The sequence below is a fragment of the Nocardia sp. NBC_00416 genome (genome assembly GCF_036032445.1).
Classification (GTDB): domain Bacteria; phylum Actinomycetota; class Actinomycetes; order Mycobacteriales; family Mycobacteriaceae; genus Nocardia.
Window position 1 is genome coordinate 3509450 of sequence record NZ_CP107932.1, and the last position, 23787, is coordinate 3533236.

The window sequence follows — 23787 nt, forward strand, 5'->3', positions numbered from 1 at the left end:
GGCCCCGCACGCGCGGGGATGGTCCCTGGGGGTGGAAACGGAACCGCCCCTTTGGGGCGCCGGCCTCGCACGCGCGGGGATGGTCCTCGTTTTTGCAGCGACTCCGCTGAGTTCTGCGAGCCGGCCCCGCACGCGCGGGGATGGTCCTCATGTCTGCCACTTCCCCTGACAGATACGCGAGCCGGCCCCGCACGCGCGGGGATGGTCCGCACGCGGGCGAAGCGAAGACCCGCCTGCTCGTGCCGGCCCCGCACGCGCGGGGATGGTCCGCGACCACGACGACCCCGACACCGCCGAAGCCCGCCGGCCCCGCACGCGCGGGGATGGTCCTCGGTCGATGAGCCCGAGGCGCCCGGGCTGGGAGCCGGCCCCGCACGCGCGGGGATGGTCCTTGCAGGACGAACTCGCCAGCGTCCGGCGCGAGGCCGGCCCCGCACGCGCGGGGATGGTCCGATGGCCGACGAGATCACAGCGTTCATTTCTTCGTCGGCCCCGCACGCGCGGGGATGGTCCCACGATCACGTCGATCTCGGTGAACCCGCGGCCGTCGGCCCCGCACGCGCGGGGATGGTCCGGACTTCAAGGTGACCTACACCCGGGCCGCTGAGTCGGCCCCGCACGCGCGGGGATGGTCCGGTGTCGACGTCATCCCGGGCGAGGGTGTAGCCGTCGGCCCCGCACGCGCGGGGATCGTCCGGTTGAGGAGTCGAACCCCAGGTTTTACCCCGGTCGGCCCCGCACACGCAGGGATGGTCCGGGGTTCATGGTGAGCAGGTCGCCGAGGATCGGATCGGCCCCGCGCCCGCGGGGATGGTGCTGCCATCCCGGACAACATTTTCGATCCGGGCCAGTCGGCCCCGCGCCTGCGGGGATAGTCCGGGCGCCGACGTCTCGACGGTTCTTGTCAGTCGAATTCCCGTCGGCGAGCAGGCGCTGCGGCCCCTGCACTACAGCGAGCGCTCGATGCCACCAGCGGCCACGCGCAATCCACTGAGCAGCCGTGTCTGAACTTCGGTCGTGCCTTCGATAAGGCGCCGCCCGGAGCGCACAGGCTGAGCAAAGACACAATCCGGCGAATGACCAACGAGGACACACTCCGCGCGTACCGGTTCCGCGGCGAGATCCGAATCACGGACGAAGACGTCAACACGGACATGAGCCCGATCGAGTGAGGAGGTACCCAAACCCATGCGCTCACGCATTCTGCACGAAAAAGCCAGGTCAAGACGAAATATCGCCTTGACCTGGCCATTCTATGGTTGTCCCAGCTGAGATCGAACCAGCGAACTGGGGCGCGTGAGGCAAAAGCCTCTTGCCGCTGCCCCTTCTGGGCCGGGGGAGGCACCGATCGCGATCAACGGCTCCGGTCCGCCACAGACGACCACGATCCGACCCCGACTACGGAACCGCGGCCGCCAGATAAGTCGATGGTTCATTCCGGCAGGAGCTTCTAGGATTCGCCGACGACCCGCATTCCAGTTGCTGCCTTCCGGTAGTCCCGCAGCCCACGCCGAAGTGCTTGTCCGATGGTCCGTGCCGTGTCCCGCTGTCCATCCACCAGGTGGGTGTAGATGTCGAGGGTGGTCGTGTTGTTCTTGTGCCGCATGCGCCGGGTCACGTCCGCCAGGCTGTATGCCCCATCCGCCAACAGCGACCCGTACAGGTGACGGAGCGAGTGGAATCCCATCTGTTGGCGCATCTTTCCGTCGGGTCCCCAGGGCACCAATTTCGCTGGTTCTCCGCCGAGCTCGGACACCGCGGCGTAGACACGGTTCCGCAGGGCCTTTTGAGACATGCGCCCGCCTGAACGACTCCCTTCGAACTCGATGAATTTGCCGGTAGTGCGTCCACGCAGCAGGTCTACCAGCCAGTCCACGACCCATGGATCGACCGGGATCTTCGTCCCCGATGTTTCGGTCTTCAGTGGGCCGTCGTGGGTATCGATCCTCTTTCCGTAGACTCGTCGAGATGGCTTGTACTGGGTCACGGGCCGGTAAGTGCATGCTTCGATGTTGAGGTCCTCGATGTTCGCGCCGAGTACCTCGCTGAGGCGCAGTCCGACACCGACACCGAGTGCTACCGCGATGTGTGTCTCTTCGGGCATCAGGTGGAAGAAGGCCCAGAACTCCGACATCGTCGGGCAGTAGGCGGCGATCTTCGGGCGTTCCCGGTTCGGTTTGGCGTAGGTCTCGATCGAGCAGGGCATCACCATGGTGAGCTCGGCTCGTTTTGCTGCGGCCATGATCCTGGTGAGCAAGCGGTGGATATCGACTCGGTAGTCGAAGGCATAGCCGGTGCGATGCAGGCCGGTCATCAGTTTCAGGACATGCGGCTCACGCACTTCGTGGACTGCGAGTCTGTCGAGATACTGGAGGATGAGCTTGATCTTGCTCCGGTAGCCACCGAAGGTTCCCGGATCTATCGCCTGGAGATCGAGCCATTCCCAGCACCACTCGGTCATCATGACGCGTGACGCATCTTTCGTTATGTGCTGTCCGGCTTTGATCGCCGATACTTGGTCCTGCGCCCATTGTTCGGCTGCTTTGGCGGTGTCGAACCCGCACGTGTGGGCAGCGTGGCGAATTCCGTCCTGGTATGCGCCTCTCCATCGCCTTCCTTTGCCGTAACTGGACGATTTCAACCGGTGCCCGTTTGTGTCGCGTTCGCGGCGATGCCAGGTGTCATACGGTTTCCTAGCCCGCACGGCAGGGACACGCTTTCGCTGTGCCAATGGCTATTTCCTCGCCGGGTGGTGGTCGACCCGAACCGACGAGAATGTCCAGAGTAAAGACGGGCAAGGCAAGGCGCTCGCCGTTCCGCCGCTGTTACGCGGCATCTCGATGCTCGGTCTCGTCGATGGTGTGGCCGCCGCCCCGCGCGAGCATCATCTCTTCCCAGTCCATCAATTCGTCCAACCGATATCTCCGATGGCGGCCGATGCGAGCGAAGCGGGGCCCCTTACCAAGGGAGGCCCAGTTGGCCAGTGTCTTTGGCGGTATCTTCAACCGATCCGCCACATCATCAGTCGTCAGCCAGCCGGAAAACCTATCTTCCACGTCGCTCACTCCCCATTTCGAATTGAAATGATTTCATCAACCGATTTCGACATAGTCCGAATATTGGATTGCCAGACAATCAACGCTCGATATGTATCGAATTGTCAAGCACTACTGGCGAGTTGGTGCTAACGTTTCGCTGGTTGCCATCGAAAGAGGGCCGTCGCGTCTGAAATTTCTCACTCACAGATACCTCTCACTCTCTGGCACCACCTACTGTGCGGGCTGTTGTCGGCAGCTGGATTGCCACAATGCGATTACTCAGCGGCTAGCGTTTCCCTCTCCTCCAACGCCTCCGCCGCCGTATCGACCGGTACAGGCCGCCCCGGTTAGCCCCACCCGTGATCACGCCCGTCCGCCGTTTCGGGGCGGACTACGGCCCCGGCTGGGTGACCCGCCGTGGTGGGGTGCGGTGGTCGGGTAGGCGGTGCCGGGGCGCAGCGGGTGGGTGTTTCGTTGCCACATAGGGACGAATCCGGTTCAGACCGAGCGGTTGTCGAGGATCACCTCTTCCTTCTCGTGAGCATCGATGTCGCCAGCGCCGCGAGCGGGCGCTGTGATCTCGGGACCGGTGGGTTCGGTGGGAGCGGGCAGCGGTGCCGTAGCGTCGATCTCGATATCGGGGTCGGCTTCGTCGTTGCTGGCAGCGAGTTCGCCGGGGTCGGTGGTGATGAGAGCGTTCTCGGTGGGTGAGGCCAGCGATGCGAACACCGCACGGTCGGTGCCGCCGACCGTGAGCAGTCCGCTGCCGCGTGCGGCGGAGAGCAGGAACTGTTGCTCGCCTTCGGAGAGCCGGAACGCCGCGGTGACCTCGTCGATGGCTTGAGGTGCTTGGCGGAGCAGGATCTGGGTGGCGGCGTTGGAGACGATCGCGCGCCCGAGTTCGGTGGACAGGACATCGGTGCTGTCCTGGGTGGCGATGGTGAGCCCGGCCCAGTGTTTGCGGAAGCTCTTCGCCGCCTTGAACAGGAACTGGGCTCCGGCGGGTTGGCGCATGAGCAGCCATGCTTCGTCCACGGTGATCATGCGGGGCCGCCGGTCGGCCGGGTTGGAGACTTGTCGCCAGGTCACGTCCAGGACCAACAGGGTGCCTATGGTCTTGAGTTCCTCGGGCAGCTCCCGCAGTGAGAACACCACCAGCCCGCCTTCGGGGTCAGTGGTGGTGGGCCCGTCGAGCATCCCGGCATAGGCGCCGGCGCCGACGTAAGGCGCGAGTCCGTCGGCGATCTCGCTGGCCGCTGGTGTGGCGAGTCGGGCCAGGTGCTCGCGTAGGCCGCTCAGGGTCGGGGCGGGGTGGGTCCAGGTGGCGGGGTCGTCGGTGATTCCGGCATCGGCGTAGGTGGCGGTCAGGGCGGTGTCGAGGGCGGCTCGCTGGGCGGGGTTCTGGTTGCCGAGCAGGACCGTGATGAGGGTGTGCAGGAAGAGTTTGCGGCGGGTGAGAGCGTCGGCGGGGGCGCTGCGGCTGCCGTCGGGGCGGGTGTGGATTTCCAGGTCGAAGGGGTTGAGTCGCTGCCCTTCCGCGCCGAGGCGCAGGTGGGTGCCGCCGACGGCGTGGGCGAGGCGGCGGTATTCGTCTTCGGGGTCGATGACGATTTGTTCGATCCCGCGGTAGAGCGAGCGCAGGATCTCGGTCTTGACCAGATACGACTTGCCTGCGCCGCTGCGGCCCAGGACGACCAGGTTGTGGTTGTGGGCCTCGGGGCCGAAGCGGTCCACGAACAGCAGTCCCGAGGCAGCGTCGCGGCCGTAGAACACACCCTGGGGCCGCTCGGCCTGTGCCGGGTCGGCGGCGGGCAGTTGCGGAGAGTCGAAGGGGAACGCCGCAGCGAGGGCGGCGGTGTCGAAGGTGCGCCACACCCGAATCAGATCCAAGCCCAAGGGCAAGGTGGTGACCCAAGCTTGGGCGGCGCGGTAGGCCAGGGTGCAGGTGTCCACGAGCAGGCTCGCGGCCAATGCTCGGACAGCGGCGAGTTCATCGGCGAGTTCGGCTTCGGTGTCGGCGTGGACGGTGAGGTAGATCCCCACCCGGAACAACCGTGCTTCAGCGCGTGCCACGCGCGCCGACAGCTCGGCGGCGTCTTCGACCGCGACATCGACCTGCGGATCAGACAGCCGGCCCCGGCCCGCGTCGTGCATGCGGGAGGACTCCAACCGCGCGAGCTGGCGACGCAACCGGGTCGCGGCGGTGACCGGGTCGACGGGGTCGATATGCACGCCGACCTCGACGCGCCCGGGATGGGTCAACAGCGGCGCGAGCCAGCCGGCCGCGACCTCCCTCGGATACCCGGTCACCGCCAGGGTCGCGGCCCAGTCCCCGCCGATCTCCAGGTGCCGGGTACCGATCGTCAACGACTCGGGCGTGAACTCGGCCCCGACCGGCACGGCGAACGGGTCCGCCACACCGGCCCCGCCCAATCCGGCGGCGGTGACAACGGCTGTGCCAGGCGAGACGTCGGCGGCGGCGGAGACGAGGCCCTCGGGATTGCAGCAGCTGCGCAGGACCGCGCTGGCCTGTAGGTCATCGAGGGCGGTGACGGTGACGCCCAGCGCGGACAGGACATCGGCGGCCTCGTTGAGCCGACGCAGCAGCCGCGACTCCGCACCGCGACGCACGGCGGCCGACACGGCACGCCGGGACCGGTTTCGCCTAAACAGGCTGGCCCGCGGCGAGGTGGTGGCGGGGTGGTCGAGTGGTTCGCGCCAGACGAGCAGCACTTGGCGGCGGGCCAGGTACTCCCCCGCGGCGAGGTCGTTCAGGTGCGCGGCGTGGTCGGCTGCGGCGGCGGCCAGCTCCGGCGACATGTCGCGGGCGCCGGCGTGCAGGCCGGTGAGGTGGGCGGTGAGGTCCAGGCGGGCCGAGCGGATGAGGATCTGGACGGGCTGGCGCAGGGTGTGTAACCAGCCCGCGAGCTGCCCGACGAGGCTGTCCTGCTCGGCCGGGGTCCGCAACGACAAGTTCAGGGTGCCCGCGACCGCAACGACAACCAGCCCATCGGATCCGAGATCGACTACCCCGACGCCAGTACTGCCGGGGGTCACCGACTCCGGTAGCCGCTGCCCTTGAGTCGATAGTCCTGCCAGGCGCGGCGGACGGGGGCGGGATCGCGTGGCGCGGTCGGTGATCCACTTTGGCGCCGCGAGCGCAGTTGCCTCGGTGCCGGTCACTAGGTGACGGGATGAGAGGCGGTGCCGGATCGCGGCGACCAGCAACAGGTCGGCCGACAGCCCATCGCGGCGGGTCGAGATAGCGACGGTGACCACGACCGCGATCGGAGTGGCGGCGGCCAGGAACACCACGGGTGCGAGGACGGCCCGCGTGGCGATCCACGCCGAGTACAGCAACAGTGCGGTGGTGGCGAGAACAGCGATCTGGCGGGCGGTGAATTGTCCGATGATGCGGTCGCTGCGGTCGACGTCAGCGGGTATGCGAACGATCGTGCTCATCGACGTGTTCCTCCTCGGGGAGCGCGCGGCGCGCGCCGACGCACCGGTAGATCTGGCATCGGCAAATGCAGCTGACGCCCGGCCGGACGCGCTGGTGCAGGTGGTTGTGGTGGGTTCGATGGTGGCGGTGCAGGTTTGATGCGAGTCGCCGGGAACGGCAGCGGGTATTGGCCGCTGCGGGTGGGCCGGATGCGGGCATAGGGGTCGGCTGGTGGCGGTTCGGTGAAGTCGAATGCGAGCTGGTCGGGTCGACGCCGAGGAGCCGTTCGCGCCGCTGGAGGTTGCGGCGGTGCCGGCGGTGAGGGCCGTACTCGGCGTACCGGGATCGGTAACGGGTACTGGCCGCCTTTTCCGGGGCGGATTCCCCGATACGGGTCGGGCTCGGTGAAGTCGAATGCGAGTTGCCGCCCACGCGGCGAGCGCGCCGGTCGGGTCGGGGCCGCAGCGGTGGAGGCGGTTGGGGTCGGGCTCGGTTGCGTCCGAACTCGACGCACACCGTCGAGGGGAAGCATCAGTTGCCCGTCGCGTGTCGAGCGCACCCGCGCATACGGGTCCGGGGGCGCCGACGGAGTAGCGAGTCGACCCTGCCGGGACAACCGGGGCTGGGACAACCGGGCCGGAGTGGCCGCAGCGCCGCGCCCGCCCCCGGACGAGCCGCCCTTGAGCAGGCCGTAGGTTTTGTAGGCGATGAAGCCGCGGGCCAGCGAGCCGATCATGCTCCGTCCGCTGCTGGGGCCGATACGCATGCTCGACAGGAGCCAGAACGGGACCTTGATCAGCACGGCGATCAACGCGAGTCCGATGATCAAACTCACCAGACCGTCGGCGTTGGGGCCGAAGAACTCCCAGCCGCCAGGGGTGAGGAACACCCGCAGCAAGGTGATCAGCACCAGGGACTGCACCACCTGGATCGCCAGGCACGCGGCGAACGAGCGCCACCACCACCGCGCCACCGCATCCAATCCAGGTAGGACGTGGCACATCAAGGCCAGCGGGGCGGCAACGACCAGGATGATGGTGATCGCCACCCGCACCACGTAGGTGATCAGCAGCAGCACCAGCAGGACCACGAGCGCGAGTTCGAGGAGCAGCATGAAGATCCCGGGCCCCGCCGCCGGGCTCACCAGACCCCGAACTGCGGTGATGGTGGCGAGTTCCCGCAGCGCGGCACCGGCGGAATCGGGGTCGAGGCCATCGCCGGCAAGGCTGGTCGCCAGGGCGTTGGCGAATCGGATCGCCTGAGACGCGATGAGCAGACTCGTTGCCCCGGCGAGGAACCCGACCACGATCCGCGGCGCCAGATCCTGTATCGCGTACCGGGTTTGCAGGGTTTCGCGGACCATCAGCAAGATCCCGGCCGCCATCACCAGCAGCCCATAGATCGCCAGCATCGCCTGCCACGACGAATCCCATAATTCACCGACCCGAGGCAGATCCCCCGGTTCCGGAGTCGTCAGCAAAGTCTGGGACAGCAGATCCAGCAGCGGGTTGAGCGCGGATTCGACCAGCCGCTGGAAGAACCCGTCGATCGCGTTGTCCACGCATCCAGAGATGTTGCTGACCCCGCACTCGGCAGCGTCGGGCTCCGAACCCGGCGAGCCCGGATCGCCCGGCACGGGTGAGACCGGGCTCGACGGGACGGTGGTCGTGGACGGGGGTGGCTCCACCCACCTCGTCCGCGGCGGGGTAGTGGTAGGTCCGGGCGTGCTGGGAGTGAGGGTCACCGGGACGGTCGGTGTCGCTGGCTGCGCGGCGGCATCGACTGTGCCGGTGAGGGTGATCAGTACCGCCAGCAACGCTGCGGCTGCGGTTGCCGCCGCGGCGTCCAGGGTTCGTGATGGCCTCGGCGCAGGTCGTTTCTGGGATGAGGCGTTCATTGTCAGGCCCCGACGATGGATTTGAGGACCGTGACGATCACCGGGGCCAGCATTGCCAGCGCATAGCCCAGGCACGCGGCGCGGAAGGCGGTCTTGGCCTTCTCTGTCTCGGCCGGATCGCCCCCGCCGATCAGATAGCGGGCGCCGGCCACGGTCAAACACACCGTCGCCAGCGCGGCGAGGATGCCGATCAACCAGGTGCGGATGTTGTCGAGCACCTGATCCAGCGACGACGCGATCGCCAGCACCGACGGCTCCGGTGGCGCAGCCGACGCCGACCCGGCTACGAGCACCAGCAGGATCGGCACCGTGCCCAGTACCGCAAGGATTGTCGGCCACCGCCGTACGAGTGGGTGTCGTGTGGGGCACACCGGTGATGCCTCGCTGGCGGGGAGTCGATTCACGCACATGCGGCCACCTCCCCGTGGCCGGTGGTCGAGCGAGCGGGTGCCATAGGGGTTTCCACGATGCTGGTGGCGCCCGAGTCGTCGTGGGCGCGGTCGGTCAGCCAGGCCAGCAGGGCGTGTTCGGCGCGACGGCGTCGTTTACGCAGTGCCCACACCGACTGTCCGCGTTCGGCGGCCAGCGAGGTCAGTGAGCGGCGTTCCCACCGCGAGACCGCGATCAACCCCGCCGCGGCTTCGCTGATCACGCCAGCGGCGACGGCCTGGGCGAGGACGGTTTCGGGGTGGCCGGGCTGTGACACCATCACCCGCGCCTGCTCACCGACCGGGCCGAGATCGGCGGCGGGCAGCACGACCAACTCCTGATGGTCTGCCGCCGCGGCGGCGCGGTAGGCCGCCCACCGCAACCGAAGCAACACCCACGGCCGCGCCAACTCGACCCGACTCAGGTAGGCGAAGAACCCTGCCAGGGTCTCGGACTCGATGTCATGGCGACGGGAGCTGTGCGGCGCCGCGAACACGCTCGCTGTCTTGGCCAGCATCGGCTCGGCCAGGCACGCGCACACCAGCATCGCATCGCCTCCGTGTGCGCGGGAGCGCTCGATCAGCCACACCCAGATCGCGTCGATCTCGGCGATCGGCACCGCCGGGTCACGCAACCGCTCCCGCAGCCCCGCCCATGACTCGACCGGGTCTCCGGTGGCTCCCACTGTCGGCACGGGGCGCGGATCGGCAGGCAACACCTGCGCGGCAATCCGGTTGAAACTCGACCGCACCACCCCCAGCGGCGACGGTCCCGGCCCGCTCGATCCCGGGTATTCGACCGATCCTGAATTCGTCACAATCAACTCCTGCTCGGTGGAAATAAATTCCGACCTCACAAGGACACAGAAGACCCACATCCAAACCGCACCGAAAACACATCCAAACCGCACCCAAACAACACCCGGACCACATCCACACCACATCTGGCGTCGATCAGCGAACTTCAGGCATCCACCGAGACACTCACCGGAGTACACCAGCATCCACCGCCACTACCTGCACATTTGTATGAGCGGATGCGGTTTGGGTGTGGTTTGGATGTCACCCCGAACCACTCCGGCGAACAGTAGAAAATTCTTTTGAATATTTTTCTCAGCCCCTCCTGAAATGGGAGAACCAGCCGACGATTTCGCACGTAGAGAATTCGTCTTAATTGGTGGAGCGGTGTCCCGATAAGGGCTCTTTGACGGCAGTAGATAAGTACACACTTCTCTCTCACCGTCAGGAGACTCGATGACCGCCAATGCCTCCCAGCCCCGCCGCCGGTCGGCCACCGTGCCCACGACCGGCACGGTCCAGGTCCCCTCGACCTTGTGGGCGCTCGGTGCAGAACCGCTCGATCCCGATGACCGCTGGCCCGGTCCGGTTCTGTCCCGGGCAGTCGGTGAGTTCTCTTCTCCTGGTTCGAGGGTGATGTTGATCGGCTGGCCCGCGCCCACCACCCGAGGCAATCTGCGGATACTTGAGCCGGACACGGCGACAGCCCTCGCGGCGATCCGGAACCTGGACCGCCGCAGCGCCGACGCCCCCGACCACACTGCCGGCTTCGGTGAGCCGGTCGATCTCGTAATCGCCAGCCTGCTGGCCGACCATATCGATTCGGCGAGGGCCGCCGAGCATGTCACCGCGCGCGCGACCGAGGTGATGGCGATGGGTGCGCTGCTGGTCGTGCTCAGCCGCTGCCGCCACAGCAACAGCGGAGTCCTGCTCGATCCAGTGGGTTCAGTCGTGGCCGCCGCCCAGGCCGCCGATCTGCTCTACCTCCAGCACATCATCGCCGCCCCCGTCACCGGCCACACCGTCACCGCGGCCCGGCCCATCGATCCGACCGCCAACGGCGTTCCACGGCACACAGTCGCCCATATCGACGTGGCCGTGTTCCTTCAGCCCGCACACGGCTGACCCCCGTCCGGCTCATCATCCCCCGGTTCCGATCAACAGATCTTGCGAAGGACTACTCGATGACTCTGGACCCCACCACCGCGAACGCGAACGCGAACATCGACTCCGCTATCGCCGCACCCACCGGCCCCGCCGATCTACCGGTGTCGGTGTGGGCGACCGCCCAAAACGCGCCCGCCGCGCAGCGGCGGGGCCGCTATCACCCCGACAGCACCGCGCACCCGGCGAAGATGCTCCCCGCAATCGTGCAACACGCCGTCGAAACCTACACCCGCCCCGGCGATCTCGTCCTGGATCCCATGTGCGGAATCGGCACCACCCTCGTCGAATCCCTGCACCTCGGCCGCCGCGCCGTGGGCGTGGAATACGAAACCCGGTGGGCCGAGCTGGCACGCACCAATATCGGACTGGCGCACGAGACCGGGATCGACCTCGCTGCCGACGTCTACACCGGCGACGCCCGCAAACTCACCACCCTGGTACCCCAAGAGTTGCACGGGCAGGTGGATCTGGTGATCACCTCCCCGCCCTACGGCGACTCCCTGCACGGCCACGTCCGCGCCAACGGCAAAGCCCCGGTAGTCAAAACGAATCACCGCTACGGGCCGGTGCTCGACCGCGGCAACCTCGCCAACGTCGGAATCGGCCGGCTGCTCTCCGGATTCACAAAAATCCTCGCCGGCGCCGCCGAGTACCTAGCCCCGGGCGGGCATGTCGTGATCACCGCCCGGCCATGGCGCCAACACGCCGAGCTGGTGAACCTACCCACCCATTTGTTCACCTGCGGCGAGCTGGCCGGGCTTGTCCCCGTCGAACGGTGCGTCGCGCTGCTGGGCCGATTGTCCGAGGGTGAACTCGTCGCCCGCAGCAGCTTCTTCCAACGCGACTTCGTCGTCAAACAACGCGCCGCCGGACTGCCGATCCACCTCATAGCGCATGAGGATGTCGTTGTTCTACGCAAGCCGGACGCCGGTGCCGCCTCGACCGAACACCGCAGGGCGCGTCCACGATTCCCCTACGGTACTACCCCGGCCCTGGGAACGAGCGGTAACGACAAACCGGGGTCGGTGGCGGCATGAACGCGCCTCTCGCGAACCCTGAGCAGGGGTGGCTGGGCCGGGCGCTTCTCGCGCCCGGCGCAGCAGTACGTGATCTGGCCGAGGTGGTCGAACAGGGGCTCGGATCGGCGGCCGGGACCCTCGGAGTACTGAGCGTGCTGGGCGTGCTCGCCACGGTGGGAGTTCTGGATCGGTGGCGCCGGCGCCGGCTGAATGCGGGTGCTCGCCAGATCACCGTGCTCACTCCCCCCGAGGTCGACGCCAAAGGCGCGCTCACCTTCTGGGCCCACTTGATCGGACAGTTACGCCCGGCCTGGGCGCGGCTGCTGCTGGGACAACCACACCTCGGGTTCGAATACACCGTCACCCCCGAAGAAGGAGCCGCGATCCGGCTCTGGGTGCCCGGCGCGATCCCACCCGGGCTCATCGAACGCGCGATCGTCTCGGCCTGGCCCGGCGCGCACACCGACACCGCAGAACCCGCCCGGCCCCCGCTACCGGTCCCGGTGAAAGGTGTGGAGCGGATCGTGGCCGGAGGCGAGCTACGGCTGGGACGGCGGGAGGGGCTCCCGTTGAGCACCGACCACGCTGGCGATCTGGTACGTAACCTGATCACCGCTGCCGACGATCTCGCCCCCGGCCAGGCTGCCTGCGTGCAGATCCTGGCCCGCCCAGTCACCGGCCGCCGCGTGGCCCGCGCCCTCCGCACCGCGGCGAGCACCCATGCCTCGACAGGGATCGTGGCCGGGTTGCTGCGCGAGGCATTGAATCTGCTCACGCCCGGGACGGGCACCGCACGCTCGACCCGGGCCGGGGGTCTCGGTGAGCGTTGGGGCGGCGACCGGCAGGCGGTGCTGGAGTACAGCGCTGCCGCCCGCGCGGCAGCCGCCAAGGCCCGTGGTGCGCACTGGGAAACCGTTGTCCGCTACGCCGCCTCGATCACGGTCTCCGACGACCCCGACGACACGAATCCGAGAGCGCAGGCGCGGTCGGTGGCGCGGGGTCGCGCCGATGCCCTGGCCACGGTGTTCGGGGCGTGTACCGATCACAACTACTACCGGCGGCGTCGCCGCCTCCGGTTCGCGACATTGATCCGGCAGCGGCGACTGGGGCGCGGGGATGTGTTGTCGGTCCCCGAATTGGCCACGATCGCGCATCTGCCCACCGAGACCGGGCTGCCCGGCCTGCAACGCGCCGGAGCCCGTGCCCTGTCCCCCGCCCCGGAAATCCCCGTCTGCGGTGAGTACACGAAACCCCTGGGCCTCGCCGATACCGGCACTCGCCGCCCGGTCGCGGTCAAGATCTCTGACGCCCGCCACCACCTCCACATCCTCGGCCCCACCGGCGTCGGCAAATCCACTCTGCTGGCGCGCACCATCCTCGATGACGCCGAGGCCGGGCGCGGGGTGATCGTCGTCGACCCCAAAGGCGACCTCGTCACCGACGTGCTGTCCCGGTTGCCGGCGCGCCTGGGCGAGCGGGTGGTGCTCTTCGACGCCGACTCCACCGCCCCGCCACCGTGCGTGAACCCCCTCGATATCGGGCGGATCGGCCGGGCGGGAATGGATCTGGCGGTCGACAACCTCGTCACCGTGTTCCACCGGATCTTCCACCAATGGTGGGGGCCACGCAGCGACGACATCATGCGCGCCAGCCTGCTCACCCTGTGCGCTCAACCAGGCACCGCCACCCTGGCCGATCTCCCCCGTCTACTCATCGAACCCGCCTTCCGCGCCCGCGTCACCCGCACCACCAAAGACCCCGTCCTCCGAGGATTCTGGGACAGCTACGAACAACTCTCCGACACCGGCCGCGCCCAACTCACCGGCCCGCTGTTGAACAAACTGCGCGCCTTCCTCTTACGGCCGTTCGTGCGCGCAGCCATCGCGGGCGGGCCCTCCACGGTCGAGTTCGCCGACATCCTCGACCAGGGCGGGATCTGCCTGGCCCGGTTACCGAAGGGCTCGCTCGGGGAGGAGACCAGCCGCCTGGTCGGGTCCTTGCTCGTGGCCCGCACCTGGCAGGCGGTCACCGCCCGCGCCCGTATTCCGTCGGCCGACCGGCCCGATGCCGCATTGGTGCTCGACGAGGCACAGAACTTCCTCAACCTCTCGACCCCGATCGAGGACATGCTCGCCGAAGCCCGCGGACTACGCCTGTCGCTGCTGTTGGCGCATCAGAACTTGAGTCAGTTGTCGCGGGAGCTGCGCGACGGGATCTCGGCCAATGCCCGCAACAAGATCGTGTTCGCCGTCAGTCCCGACGACGCCCGGGATCTGGCCCGCCACACCGAGCCGTGGCTGTCAGAACACGACCTGTCCCACCTCGATGCGTTCCATGCCGCCGCCCGGCTGCTGGTCGACGGCCGCAACGCTCGCCCGTTCACCCTCACCACCCGCCCGCTGGACCCGCCGATCCCGGGACGTGCCCGCGAGATCGCCGCCACGGCCCGCGCCCACCTCACCACACCGGCCCACCCGCCCGAGCCCGGCGGCGAGCCGGTCCTCGACCGTGACCAGCGGCCGGATCCCGCACGGCACGACCCGCGCCGGCGCTAGCCACGCAACCGCCCTCACCGAGAAAGGCTGCCGCACCGATGCTCTCCCGACCCGACCGACAAGCAGATCACCGCAAACCGCGGCCCGAGCCCCGCACCGCGCGGGCCCGGCCGGTCGACACCACCGCGCTCGTGGCACGGCTGACCGAGCGCGACCGCTGGATCCTGCGGATGCTGCACGAGCACCGTGTCCTGACCACCAACCAGCTTGCCACCCTCGCCTTCCCCAGCCCCGCCCTCGCTTTGCGGCGCATGACCCGCCTGCACCGCTACGGTGTCCTGGAACGGTTCCGGCCCTTACGCACTCGGGGCAGCGCACCGGTGCACTGGGTACTGGCCCCGGCCGGCGCCGCCGTGCTCGCCGCCGAAGCCGGCATCAGCCTGCGCGAGCTCGGCTACAGCCACCAGCGCACCCTCGCCATCGCCCACAGCCTGCAACTCACCCACACCCTCGGCGTCAGCGACTGGTTCGCCGCACTCACCGCCCACGCACCCCGAGACGAACGCGGCCAGCAAGCCCAAGTACAGGCATGGTGGTCACAGACCCGCTGCCAGCGCCTGTGGGGAGATCTCGCACGACCCGACGCCTTCGGCCGCTACACCCACCCCGAAGCGACCCTCGACTTCTTCCTCGAATACGACCTCGCCTCCACCACCTTGACCCGAGTCGCCGCCAAACTGCACGGCTACAGCGAACTGGCCCGCACCACCGGAGTCATCACCCCCGTCCTGCTGTGGGTACCGACCGCACTGCGAGAAGCGAACGCTCGTGAGGCCCTGCACCGGACCTGGGAACGGCTCCCCGATCCCGAGGCCGTGCCCGTGGCCACCGCCGCCGCCGAACTCCTCTCCCCGAGGCCCGAGACCAGCCCCGCCGACCAGGTCTGGCTACCCCTGGACCACGACACCGACCGCCTGCGCCTGCACGAACTCACCACCGCGTGGCCCGCACGCACCCCACCCGCCGTCGTCGACGCCCACGGCGGGCAGACCTGGGCACCGGTGGGCGGGCTGGTCGTCCTCGCCCCGCCGCCACCGACACCGCCGCTGGAGTTCTGGTGAGGCCCTGATGCTGGTCAAGGCACTCGGCGCGGGCTGCGCGACGGTGGTGTTCTTCGTGGTCGTGATCGCGGCCGTGGTCACCACGGTCGTCGTGTTCGACCAGTCGCTGCCCACCACTGCCCCGCCGCCCTCGACCGGCACCGGCTCGACCCCAAGCCCAGAAGCCGAGCAGGACATACCGGCGCAGATGCTGGTGCTGTATCAGGCTGCGGCCCAGTATTGTCCGGGGCTTGACTGGTCAATGCTCGCCGCGATCGGCAAGATCGAAACCGACCACGGCCGCTCCCCCCTTCCCGGAGTGACCTCGGGCGAGAACTCCTCCGGTGCCGGCGGTCCGATGCAGTTCCTGGTCGGGACCTTCGAGTCGGTCACCGCCCGGCACTCTCTTCCCGCAGGTGGCGCGAGCCCGCCCTCGCGCTACAACCCGCACGATGCCGTGCATACTGCCGCGTTCTACCTGTGCGACTCGGGCGCCCCCAGCGACCTGCGCGCGGCGATCTTCGCCTACAACCGGGCCGACTGGTACGTCGACCAAGTCCTCGACCAAGCCGCACGCTACCGCACCCCAGACGCTCCCGGCGGCGGCTGCCACAGCCCGGCCACCACAAACCGCACTGCCGCGCAAGTTATCGCCTTCGCCTGTGCCCAGCTCGGCCAGCCGTACGTGTGGGGCGGTAACGGACCCGACGTCAACGGCGGCTGGGACTGCTCCGGACTCACCCAGGCCGCCTACCGGTCCGCCGGAATCGCCCTCCCCCGCACCACCTACGACCAAGTCCACACCGGCACACCCATCCCCGAAGACCGACTCGCCCCCGGCGACCTGGTCTTCTACGGCACCGCCGCCGACGTCCACCACGTCGGCATCTACCTCGGCGGCGGGCAAATGATCCACGCACCCACCTTCGACGAGCCCGTACAGACCTCGCCCTACCGGTGGGCCCAGGACGACTTCTACACCGCCACCCGACCGGCCACCGGCTCACCTGCCCACGCCGATTCCCGCGCCGCAGGTTGACGGCACGACGGCACGCGCTACCCGGGTCCCTACCTGCCTCCAACCCGCCCGGCTGGACACGACTCGACCATCACCGATCCCACGACACACGGCGCATCCACGAGACAAGGAGATCCTCCATGCCCACCCGCCGAACCCACCACCGGACCATCCACACCCACCGACGCATCACCCACGCCACACTGTGTGCCGCCATCGCCACCGCCACGGTCTGCGGGGCCGGTGTCGCCACCGCAGACCCGGCACCCGCTCCCACCGCCGCAGACTGCCCGCATTTGACCGCGCTGCTGGCACCGGGCACGTTCGAGACAACCCCGGCAACCGATCCGGCACCACAGCCGGGGGTACTCACCACCGTCGCCGACACGTTGACAACCCGCTACGGCAGCGACATCGACGTCCAAACCCTCCCCCACACCACCAATCCCACCGGCGAACAAGCTCTCGCTGCGGCGCTGTCGGCGTTGTGCTCGGGGACGCGAGTAGTCCTGGCCGGCTACGCCGAAGGCGCCGCGACCGTCGGAGACCTCGCCACAGCGATCGGCAACAACCGCGGCCCGATCCCCGCCTCACAGGTCGTGGCGGTCGGACTCCTCTCCGACCCTCACCATGACCCGAGCACACCCCAGCTGGGCACCCCCGCCGCCAGCCACGGCGCCGCGGGTCCCCGCCCGCAAGGCTTCGCCGACCTCACCGACCGGGTCCGCATCATCTGCCCAGCCCGAGACCCATACTGCGCGAACACTTCACAGGAATCACCCGCCCTCGACGCGGTCGTACGTGCCCTCACCTACACCCCGACCCCGCGCACGAGCCCGGGGCAAGCATCCACCACGACAGCACCGGTCACGGCTTGGCCCTCGACAGGAGAGCTGAGCGTCTCTCGCGTCCTCGCGCAGGTGGTCACCGTGGTGAACGGGCTGTCCACCTTCGCCGCGAACGTGCCCGCCATCGTCGCCGACCTCGCCGAACTACCGGCCCTACTCAGCCGAGGCGATGTTCCTGGGCTACACCGGGTCGCCGGAGACCTCAACAACCAGTTCGCTCCCCTCGTAGCGATGGCCGACGGGATCGACCTACGGCTGATATCCCGCGCTCTGGCCCTTGCCGCACCGATAGACACCACCGGCATAGCCGCCATCGCCTCCGAGATCGTCCAGGTCCTCGCCGGCCTCGACATCACCCGCATCGCCACCACCATCGGCCGCGCCCAGGAGATCGCCTGGACCGCCGCCGAGATACTGATCGCCGGGGACCCCATCGGCGCCGTGCTGGCGCTGTCGGGACTGGCCCCAATCGCCGCCGACCTACTCGCCGCTACCGCCTCAGCGTTCACCGGCACACAGTTCCCCTCGCTCGCCCAGACCTACACCACCACCACCAGCACGGGCACGGGCACGGGCACGGGCACGGGCACGGGCGATCCTGCCCGCCAGGACGGCGACACGGCGGCCGTATCCACCGGCCACGACACCGCCGCTGCCGCCGCGCTGCTGGCGAACTGGCTCACACAGACGATCGATGCCACAACCTAGACCCGCAGACCGCCATCCAGACGACGAGACGGGCGTCGGGCCGAGCAGATGCTCGGCCCGACGCCCGTTTCGGTATGTAGGCGGGCTAGGAGATCAGCGGAGATACCGCAGGCTGTGTCCCCGCTGCCGAGTCGGCAGCCATCGGCAACCGCCACGTCGGCACCAGATTCAGCATCTCGACCGCGTCGTCCCCGCCCCCGTCTCCGGCGCTGTCAGGAGCCATGCGCGGGGCAACGGTGGCGACCGCGCGGGCGGCGCTGTCGGGGTCGGTGTAGGTGATTCCGGCCAGCGGCCCCGTGGTGATCCTTACGGCGGCGGTCGTGGTGTGGTATTCGGCGTCTGTGCGAATCCGGCGGTAGGCGATGAACACCGGCAACCACTGCGCCGGACTACCCGATTCGGGCGGCGCGGTGAGGTGGCGGGCGGCCTCGGCGGTGACCGCCAACCACAGCTCGAGACTGTCGGCGGCGTGCGGGGAGCTGGCGAACACGCGGTGCAGGGCCGCTGCGACATCGGCCGGAACAGAGATGTTGTACATGATCGGGGAAAACCCTTTCGGACGAGATAGATTGGAATGCGGTGTCGGGTTCCCCGGAGGTAAGCGCTCCGGGGAACCCGGCACCGCCACGCATGTCAGGAGGAAGCTCCGGCGGCGTGGGCGGCGGCGGACGGGTTGGTGAATACGCGGCCATCGGGCAGCATCAATCCACCGCAGGCGGTGATCACCGCCGTGACGTCGAATTCAGAGTTCGCGATTCGATCGCCAACCCGCACCCGTCCCGCTGCGATCAGATCCGCGACGGTGACCCGCTGCGCACGCTCGAACGGGAACGGCTCGTCGAATTCGTAGTCCATCTGCCACGACGGCGCGCACTCGGTACAGATCGTGCCGTCACGGTGGCCGCACTCATCGGCTGATGTCACCCGGAAGGCGACCTCCCTGGCCCGGTGAACGAATTCGCCGGTACCGAATACGGTGTAGGACTCATCCAGACGCGCGACAAGAACAGTGATATCCATCAGAAAATGCTCCAAAGATTTCGGGTTGTTACTTCGTCGGTGTGTGGGGTTGGTGCCCTGGATTCCCGGAGGGGTCGGTTGTCGCTGTGGTAGCGAGAGCGAACCGTTTGGGAGCCACGCTGGTCTGATGGGCGGTGCCACCCTTGGTGAGGGTGACCAGCGCGTTGTGGACCGCGCCACTGGAACGGTTGAGGGCCTTGCCGATCTGGTGCGGGCTGAAATCCGCATCCGGGTGATCACGCAGAAAGTCCTCGACCTGTCCCCTCAACGCACCCGAACGCAACCGCTGACCCGACTCCGGCTGCGCCGCTGGCGCGTCATCGTCCCCATTCGGGATATCCGGGGCCGGGGCGGCGTCACCGTCGCCCGTGGGGGCCGCTACAGCCGTGGCCGTCCGCCCGGGGTCAGTGGGGGCGGGGTCAGAGGACGCGCCGGGGTCGGTGTTCATCGCGTCCACCTCGGCGGGCGCGATCTGTTGCGCGGCGGGCAGTTCGGGCGCGGCGGCCGGTTCGGGGGCCGCCGGTTCGGGCGCGGCGACTGGTTCGGCCGTGGTCCACGTTTTCGCCGCGCGGGGCGATTCGGGGTCGCTGTGGGCACGGGCGACCCCAGCTGTTTCCCAATTCGACAGCACACGCCGGGCGGTAGACACGCCGATCCTCGCCGCCCCGGCCAATTCGGCAGTGGTGAAACCGGGGTAGGCGCCCAGCGCGGCCCACAACGCCGCGTCGCTGTCGTTGCGCAGCATAGGCACACCGGCGGCCCCCGATCCCCCGTCCGGGGCGGCAGCGGCGGTGTCAGGGGTGTGGTCGGGGGCGCCCGGCGCTGGGCGCCCGGTGGTGTTCTTCTTGCGTGTGGACATGACAATTCCCTCCAACGATGTGGTTCGGGTGGATGTGGGTCATGTCCCGGCCGGGACGGGAACTGCACCGGGCCGGGGGCGAAATCCCCGGGGGTTCGGTGCCGTTCCCGCTCCTATGGACGCTCGATACCCGGGCTGCTGTCAAGCGGGGCGTGAAAGAAAATCCGCGACCCGAATTCCTCTCGACCGATTGCGGAACACCCCTGGCACGAGACGAATCCGGTGCCTCGACCGCGCTCTCCGACGAGCCCGCAGCCTCACTCGGGGGCGAGTTCGCCGGCGTGCGTCGCCCTGGAGCAGGCCGGCTCGAAGAGCGTCGCTCGCGAGGTTGAGTTCCATCCGAGTGGCGCAACCCGGCGTAGCCCTCGCACCGCCGTTCACCGCGCCAGTTGCCACAGGTCGCGGCGTTGCCGGAGGTTGCCGACCCGCGTGATACTGGAGATCGGCAACGGCAGCGCGGCGAGCACCTCGCGCCGGGCGCCGCTACCGGCTCCTTGTGCACGGCGCGGCACAGTCCACGGGGCATGTTTCTTGAAAAGGTGGCGGGCGTCGACCGGCGGCCTCGCACCGGCTCGATGTCGATGCTTGCCGACCGCCACGAACCCGCTACCGGACTGAACGGCTCGTGAACCGCACTGGAGTCATACCGCGCCCGTGCCCGGGGTGGGGTGGTGTTGTTCACACAGGAAAGGAGGTAGAGCCATGGGTAGCAGGGAATGGATGGATCGAGAATCGGCCGACCGGATCGGCGCCGCAGCCGAACGGGACCCGTCCTCACCGACGGCCACGTCGGGCTTCGCCGACCGCGCCGAGGCCGCCGCCGACCGCAACCAGGACGACGATGACGACGACTGAACTTGCGGCAACCGGCAGTGTGGGGCCGCCCTGTCAGGGCGGCCCCACACTGCTGTGAGGAGGCGTTACGGGGCTACCGGTGGCCGTCCACAGACACCCAAACCGGTTTATCGGTCGTGGTCTGATTCGTGCCGGTAGATCCCGTATTCGTCGGCGGCCAGGAACGCGAACGGGTAGCAGCGGGTGCTCGGGTGGCCATCCCACAGGGTGATCGGATACTGGGCGGGGACATCGCACCACCAGGTCCCGTCGTCGAAGGCGATATCGAGGTGGTCCTCGCGCCTGGTCACCGCGTGTACCCGTTTGCCGTGGTCGAGTCGCTGCCCCGCCCGCAGCGTGTGTGCCGCAACGATGCCGGGTGGCTCGGTTGCCGATGTCGCGGTGGCGGTGAGGTCGAGGCGGAAGAGACCGGGTTCGTGCGGTCGCGCGGGAGTGAGGGCGGTGTCGGCGGTGGCGCGGATATCGCTGGCGTAGCGGGTGATATCGAGACCGAGGTCGGGATCGTCGACCGGGTTGCCGTGACGGTCGCGGAACCCCGAGACGCCGAGCCCTCCGTAGGGTTCCCAGTCCAGAAACACGGTGACGATGGCAGGGTTACGGCGGCCGATCTCGGCGGCGATCAACTCCAGGACGCTCTCGGTGATGAGCTGTTCGCGTACCGGTCCGAAGGGCAGCTCGAGCGCGGCGGCCAGCCGGGCCCGCGCCGCGTCGGCGGCGTCACCTACGGGCTGGGTTGTGTGGATGTTGGCTGGTGTGGGGTCGGGGTTGTTCATTGTTGTGCCTCTCTTTCGGATTGTCGGTGGCCCCCGGCATCGGACAGGGCCTGTTGCCGATGCCGGGGGCGGGTGGTTGTTACGGGTGGGCGTCGCCCCACAGGGCGGGCAGCCGCCCGCCGGTGGACAGGTGGGTGTCGAGGGCGGCCATGGTGTCGGCGGCCTCCCCCGCCGGGGTGACCGGCAGGAGCCGGGCCTCAAGGGGGGGGATGTGACCGGCGGCAGCGGCATCGGCACGCAGGTCGGTGAGATCGGCGAGTGCGGCGTCCACACGGTGGGCGCCGAGCTCCACCGGTTCGCTGGTGTCGGGGAGGTCGCCGTCGCGTAGGGCGGCGGCCATGGCCCCGAACCGGCGGGCGAGATCGGCGCGGTCGGCGGCCTCGTACTGCTGCTGGTGCAGCACCTCGACGGCGTCGTCACGATCGGCATCCAGGTTTTCGGGGTTTTCGGGGGTGTTGGTGCTGGTCATTCTGTTGCGCCTGTTCTGGTGAGTGCCATGCATTGGCTGGGGGATTCTGTTCGGCGAGTAGCCCTCCTCGGGGGCGCGGTGGGCGCGCCGCGCCCCCGGGAGACGGTGTGGGGTTATGCGTTGCGTACGGCGGCGGTGGCGGCGCGGCCGATGGCGGCGGCTGTGGTGGTTGGGCGGGTGATCCGGTGCACGGTCGCCCCGTCCAGCGGGTTCGATACGCCGTTGGCCGGGGAGAGCCACAGCACCGCGCACCCGGCCGCGCGTAGTGCGTCGAGGCGTTTCTGGGCGCGGTCGCGGTTTGCGCCGTCGTAGTCGCCGTCGGAGATGATCACCAGCAGCCGCGTCGCCCCGGGCCGGGACAGGCCGAGTGCGCCGTCGAGGGCGTCGATGGCGGTGTCGATGACGTGGTGCCAGTCCGGGCAGTCGAACTCGGTGACCCGTGTGGGCGCGGTGCCCGGGTAGGTGATCGGTTTGACCGAGGCCCCGAAGGTGACCGTGGCGGTTTCGGCGGGCATGGTGGCCAGTTCTGCCGCGCGGGCGATGATCCACGCGGCCGAGGCCACCGGCGCGGCGAATCTGTCCATCGAACCGGAAACATCGCAGGCGATCCCGACTCGCAACGGTGGCAGCGGAACGGTTTTGCGGGTCGTGCGGGTGAACGGCTCGGCGGTCGGGATCGCCCCGGCGGCGCGTTGGGCCTCACGCGCCAGCGCGCCACGCATCCGCAACCGGCCCGGCGGCAACACCGAGGTCGTTCTCACGGCAGCGCGCTCGCGGGTGGCGGCGGTGTCGAGGGCGCGGGCCAGCACCCGCGCGGCGCCGTGTTCGTTCCGGCTAGGGGTGCGGGTGTTGTGGGTGCTGGTCGAGACACCGTGACCGGTACCGTCACCGAACACTCGTTGTGCTTGCGCGGTGGCGCGTTGGGCCGAACGGGTGGCGGCACGGCGCGCGTCGGCGGCGGCCTCGGCCGGGTCGACCGGAACCGGCTGCGCCGCCACCGCACTCGCCACGTTGGCGACCGTGGCACCGATACCGGCGGACAGCACCGAGTTCGGTACCGGGTCGGCGTGCGGGTCCGGGCCGACGATATCGAGCCACCGCTGCCCGAGTTCGAGCATCGTGTCGGTGTCGTCGTCAGCGACGGTGTGGGCCTCGCGCCAGATGGCCCGCAGTTTGTCGAGGTTGTCGGTGCCGAGGATGGACTCGATCGCTTGGGCGGCGGGTGCGGTTTCGGCCGGTTCGAGGATGCCGCCGTCGACCCGCCCGAGGATGAGGGCGGCATTGTGGGCGGCCGAATACGGGGTCGGTGGGATCGCGGTGGCGGCATCGGTGCCGCCGTTGTCACCGATCACGATCTCGGTCGCGCTGGCGCGGAGCCAGTGCCGGTCATCAAGGCGGCGGCGTATCTGGGCGGCCTCGATCCTGGACTCCTCCAACAGCAGGGCGGCCTCGACCACGGCCGGGTCGGCCACCGGCGGGGCCTCCCAGCGGGAATGTTGGGCGTGGGCGCACTCGTGCACGAACGCACCCCACGTGGCGGCGTAGCGGGCGCGGTCACTGTTGCGGTCCGGCCGGGCAGTGGCCGGGTCGATACCGAGGAGGGTGCCGTCGAGTTCGATCGCGGCCCGGTGCGGCATGAACACCGCCGGGTGTCCGTGCGCCGCGCCCGGGGCGATGGTGACCACGAGGTCCTCGCGGTCGGCGATCGGCGGGGCCTCACTGGTGAGCGCGGCCGAGAGGGTGTCCCAGCCGTCGGTGGCGGGCGCGAGGGCAGGGGTGGTGGTCGGGTCGGCGATCAAATGTCCGGTCATTGCGGCGAGTTCCTTCCAGAGGTGGGGTGGGTCGGTGTGGGA

20 protein-coding genes are annotated in these 23787 nt (G+C 68.9%); 7 read left to right on the top strand and 13 right to left on the bottom strand.

The genetic code is table 11. From position 1 onward, the window contains the following. Positions 1-1450: 1450 nt before the first annotated feature. From OG804_RS14760 to OG804_RS14785, 6 genes are all read right to left on the bottom strand, one after another. Entirely contained in the window at positions 1451-2731 is a 1281-nt protein-coding gene (locus OG804_RS14760) for a tyrosine-type recombinase/integrase (protein WP_328397857.1), read from the bottom strand. Between the two features lie 94 nt (positions 2732-2825). Further along, entirely contained in the window at positions 2826-3065 is a 240-nt protein-coding gene (locus OG804_RS14765; RefSeq protein WP_328397859.1) for a helix-turn-helix domain-containing protein, read from the bottom strand. A 471-nt stretch (positions 3066-3536) separates the two neighbouring features. Beyond that, entirely contained in the window at positions 3537-6500 is a 2964-nt protein-coding gene (locus OG804_RS14770) for a TraG/VirB4 family ATPase (RefSeq protein ID WP_328397861.1), read from the bottom strand. Further along, positions 6497-8041, bottom strand: coding sequence for a hypothetical protein (locus OG804_RS14775; RefSeq protein WP_328397863.1), 1545 nt, complete (start codon positions 8039-8041; stop codon positions 6497-6499). Before OG804_RS14775 ends, OG804_RS14770 begins: the two co-directional genes overlap by 4 nt. Positions 8042-8379: 338 nt before the next feature. Continuing rightward, the gene (locus OG804_RS14780) at positions 8380-8787 is read right to left on the bottom strand and encodes a pilin (RefSeq protein ID WP_442941835.1); all 408 of its coding nucleotides are present in this window, start codon (positions 8785-8787) and stop codon (positions 8380-8382) included. After that, positions 8778-9623: a hypothetical protein gene (locus OG804_RS14785; RefSeq protein WP_328397865.1), complete on the bottom strand. Its 846-nt coding sequence runs from the start codon at positions 9621-9623 to the stop codon at positions 8778-8780. Before OG804_RS14785 ends, OG804_RS14780 begins: the two co-directional genes overlap by 10 nt. A gap of 436 nt (positions 9624-10059) precedes the next feature. Between OG804_RS14785 and OG804_RS14790 the strand changes: the two genes are divergently transcribed. The 6 genes from OG804_RS14790 to OG804_RS14815 all read left to right on the top strand — a co-directional run bounded on the left by OG804_RS14790 (position 10060) and on the right by OG804_RS14815 (position 17958). After that, entirely contained in the window at positions 10060-10728 is a 669-nt protein-coding gene (locus OG804_RS14790) for a hypothetical protein (RefSeq protein WP_328397867.1), read from the top strand. A 59-nt stretch (positions 10729-10787) separates the two neighbouring features. Then, the gene (locus OG804_RS14795; RefSeq protein ID WP_328397869.1) at positions 10788-11807 is read left to right on the top strand and encodes a TRM11 family SAM-dependent methyltransferase; all 1020 of its coding nucleotides are present in this window, start codon (positions 10788-10790) and stop codon (positions 11805-11807) included. Next, on the top strand, positions 11804-14344 hold the full coding sequence (locus tag OG804_RS14800) for a type IV secretory system conjugative DNA transfer family protein (protein ID WP_328397871.1): 2541 nt from the start codon (positions 11804-11806) through the stop codon (positions 14342-14344). Before OG804_RS14795 ends, OG804_RS14800 begins: the two co-directional genes overlap by 4 nt. Before the next feature lie 38 nt (positions 14345-14382). Then, on the top strand, positions 14383-15405 hold the full coding sequence (locus tag OG804_RS14805) for a replication-relaxation family protein (protein WP_328397873.1): 1023 nt from the start codon (positions 14383-14385) through the stop codon (positions 15403-15405). 7 nt (positions 15406-15412) lie between these two features. Continuing rightward, positions 15413-16423, top strand: coding sequence for a C40 family peptidase (locus OG804_RS14810; RefSeq protein WP_328397875.1), 1011 nt, complete (start codon positions 15413-15415; stop codon positions 16421-16423). Between the two features lie 119 nt (positions 16424-16542). Then, positions 16543-17958: a cutinase family protein gene (locus OG804_RS14815; protein ID WP_328397877.1), complete on the top strand. Its 1416-nt coding sequence runs from the start codon at positions 16543-16545 to the stop codon at positions 17956-17958. 85 nt (positions 17959-18043) lie between these two features. On the opposite strand, the gene OG804_RS14820 is transcribed toward OG804_RS14815, so the two are convergent. The 4 genes from OG804_RS14820 to OG804_RS14835 form a co-directional block, all read right to left on the bottom strand. After that, positions 18044-18496 (bottom strand): hypothetical protein, encoded by a 453-nt coding sequence (locus OG804_RS14820; protein WP_328397879.1) that lies wholly within the window; start codon positions 18494-18496, stop codon positions 18044-18046. Positions 18497-18591: 95 nt separating this feature from the next. Beyond that, positions 18592-18993 (bottom strand): hypothetical protein, encoded by a 402-nt coding sequence (locus OG804_RS14825; protein ID WP_328397881.1) that lies wholly within the window; start codon positions 18991-18993, stop codon positions 18592-18594. A 13-nt stretch (positions 18994-19006) separates the two neighbouring features. Continuing rightward, positions 19007-19837, bottom strand: a complete 831-nt coding sequence (locus tag OG804_RS14830) for a hypothetical protein (protein ID WP_328397883.1) — start codon at positions 19835-19837, stop codon at positions 19007-19009. A 377-nt stretch (positions 19838-20214) separates the two neighbouring features. Then, on the bottom strand, positions 20215-20349 hold the full coding sequence (locus tag OG804_RS14835; RefSeq protein ID WP_328397885.1) for a hypothetical protein: 135 nt from the start codon (positions 20347-20349) through the stop codon (positions 20215-20217). Between the two features lie 190 nt (positions 20350-20539). On the opposite strand from OG804_RS14835, the gene OG804_RS14840 reads away from it, so the two are divergent. After that, the gene (locus tag OG804_RS14840; protein WP_328397887.1) at positions 20540-20692 is read left to right on the top strand and encodes a hypothetical protein; all 153 of its coding nucleotides are present in this window, start codon (positions 20540-20542) and stop codon (positions 20690-20692) included. Between the two features lie 107 nt (positions 20693-20799). Here the strand turns inward: OG804_RS14840 and OG804_RS14845 are convergent, their stop codons facing one another. From OG804_RS14845 to OG804_RS14855, 3 genes are all read right to left on the bottom strand, one after another. Beyond that, the gene (locus tag OG804_RS14845; RefSeq protein ID WP_328397889.1) at positions 20800-21465 is read right to left on the bottom strand and encodes a hypothetical protein; all 666 of its coding nucleotides are present in this window, start codon (positions 21463-21465) and stop codon (positions 20800-20802) included. Positions 21466-21544: 79 nt separating this feature from the next. Then, positions 21545-21934: a hypothetical protein gene (locus OG804_RS14850; RefSeq protein WP_328397891.1), complete on the bottom strand. Its 390-nt coding sequence runs from the start codon at positions 21932-21934 to the stop codon at positions 21545-21547. 113 nt (positions 21935-22047) lie between these two features. Continuing rightward, a complete protein-coding gene (locus tag OG804_RS14855; protein ID WP_328397893.1) occupies positions 22048-23745 on the bottom strand; it encodes a VWA domain-containing protein in 1698 nt (565 codons plus the stop codon). Between the last annotated feature and the right edge of the window lie 42 nt (positions 23746-23787).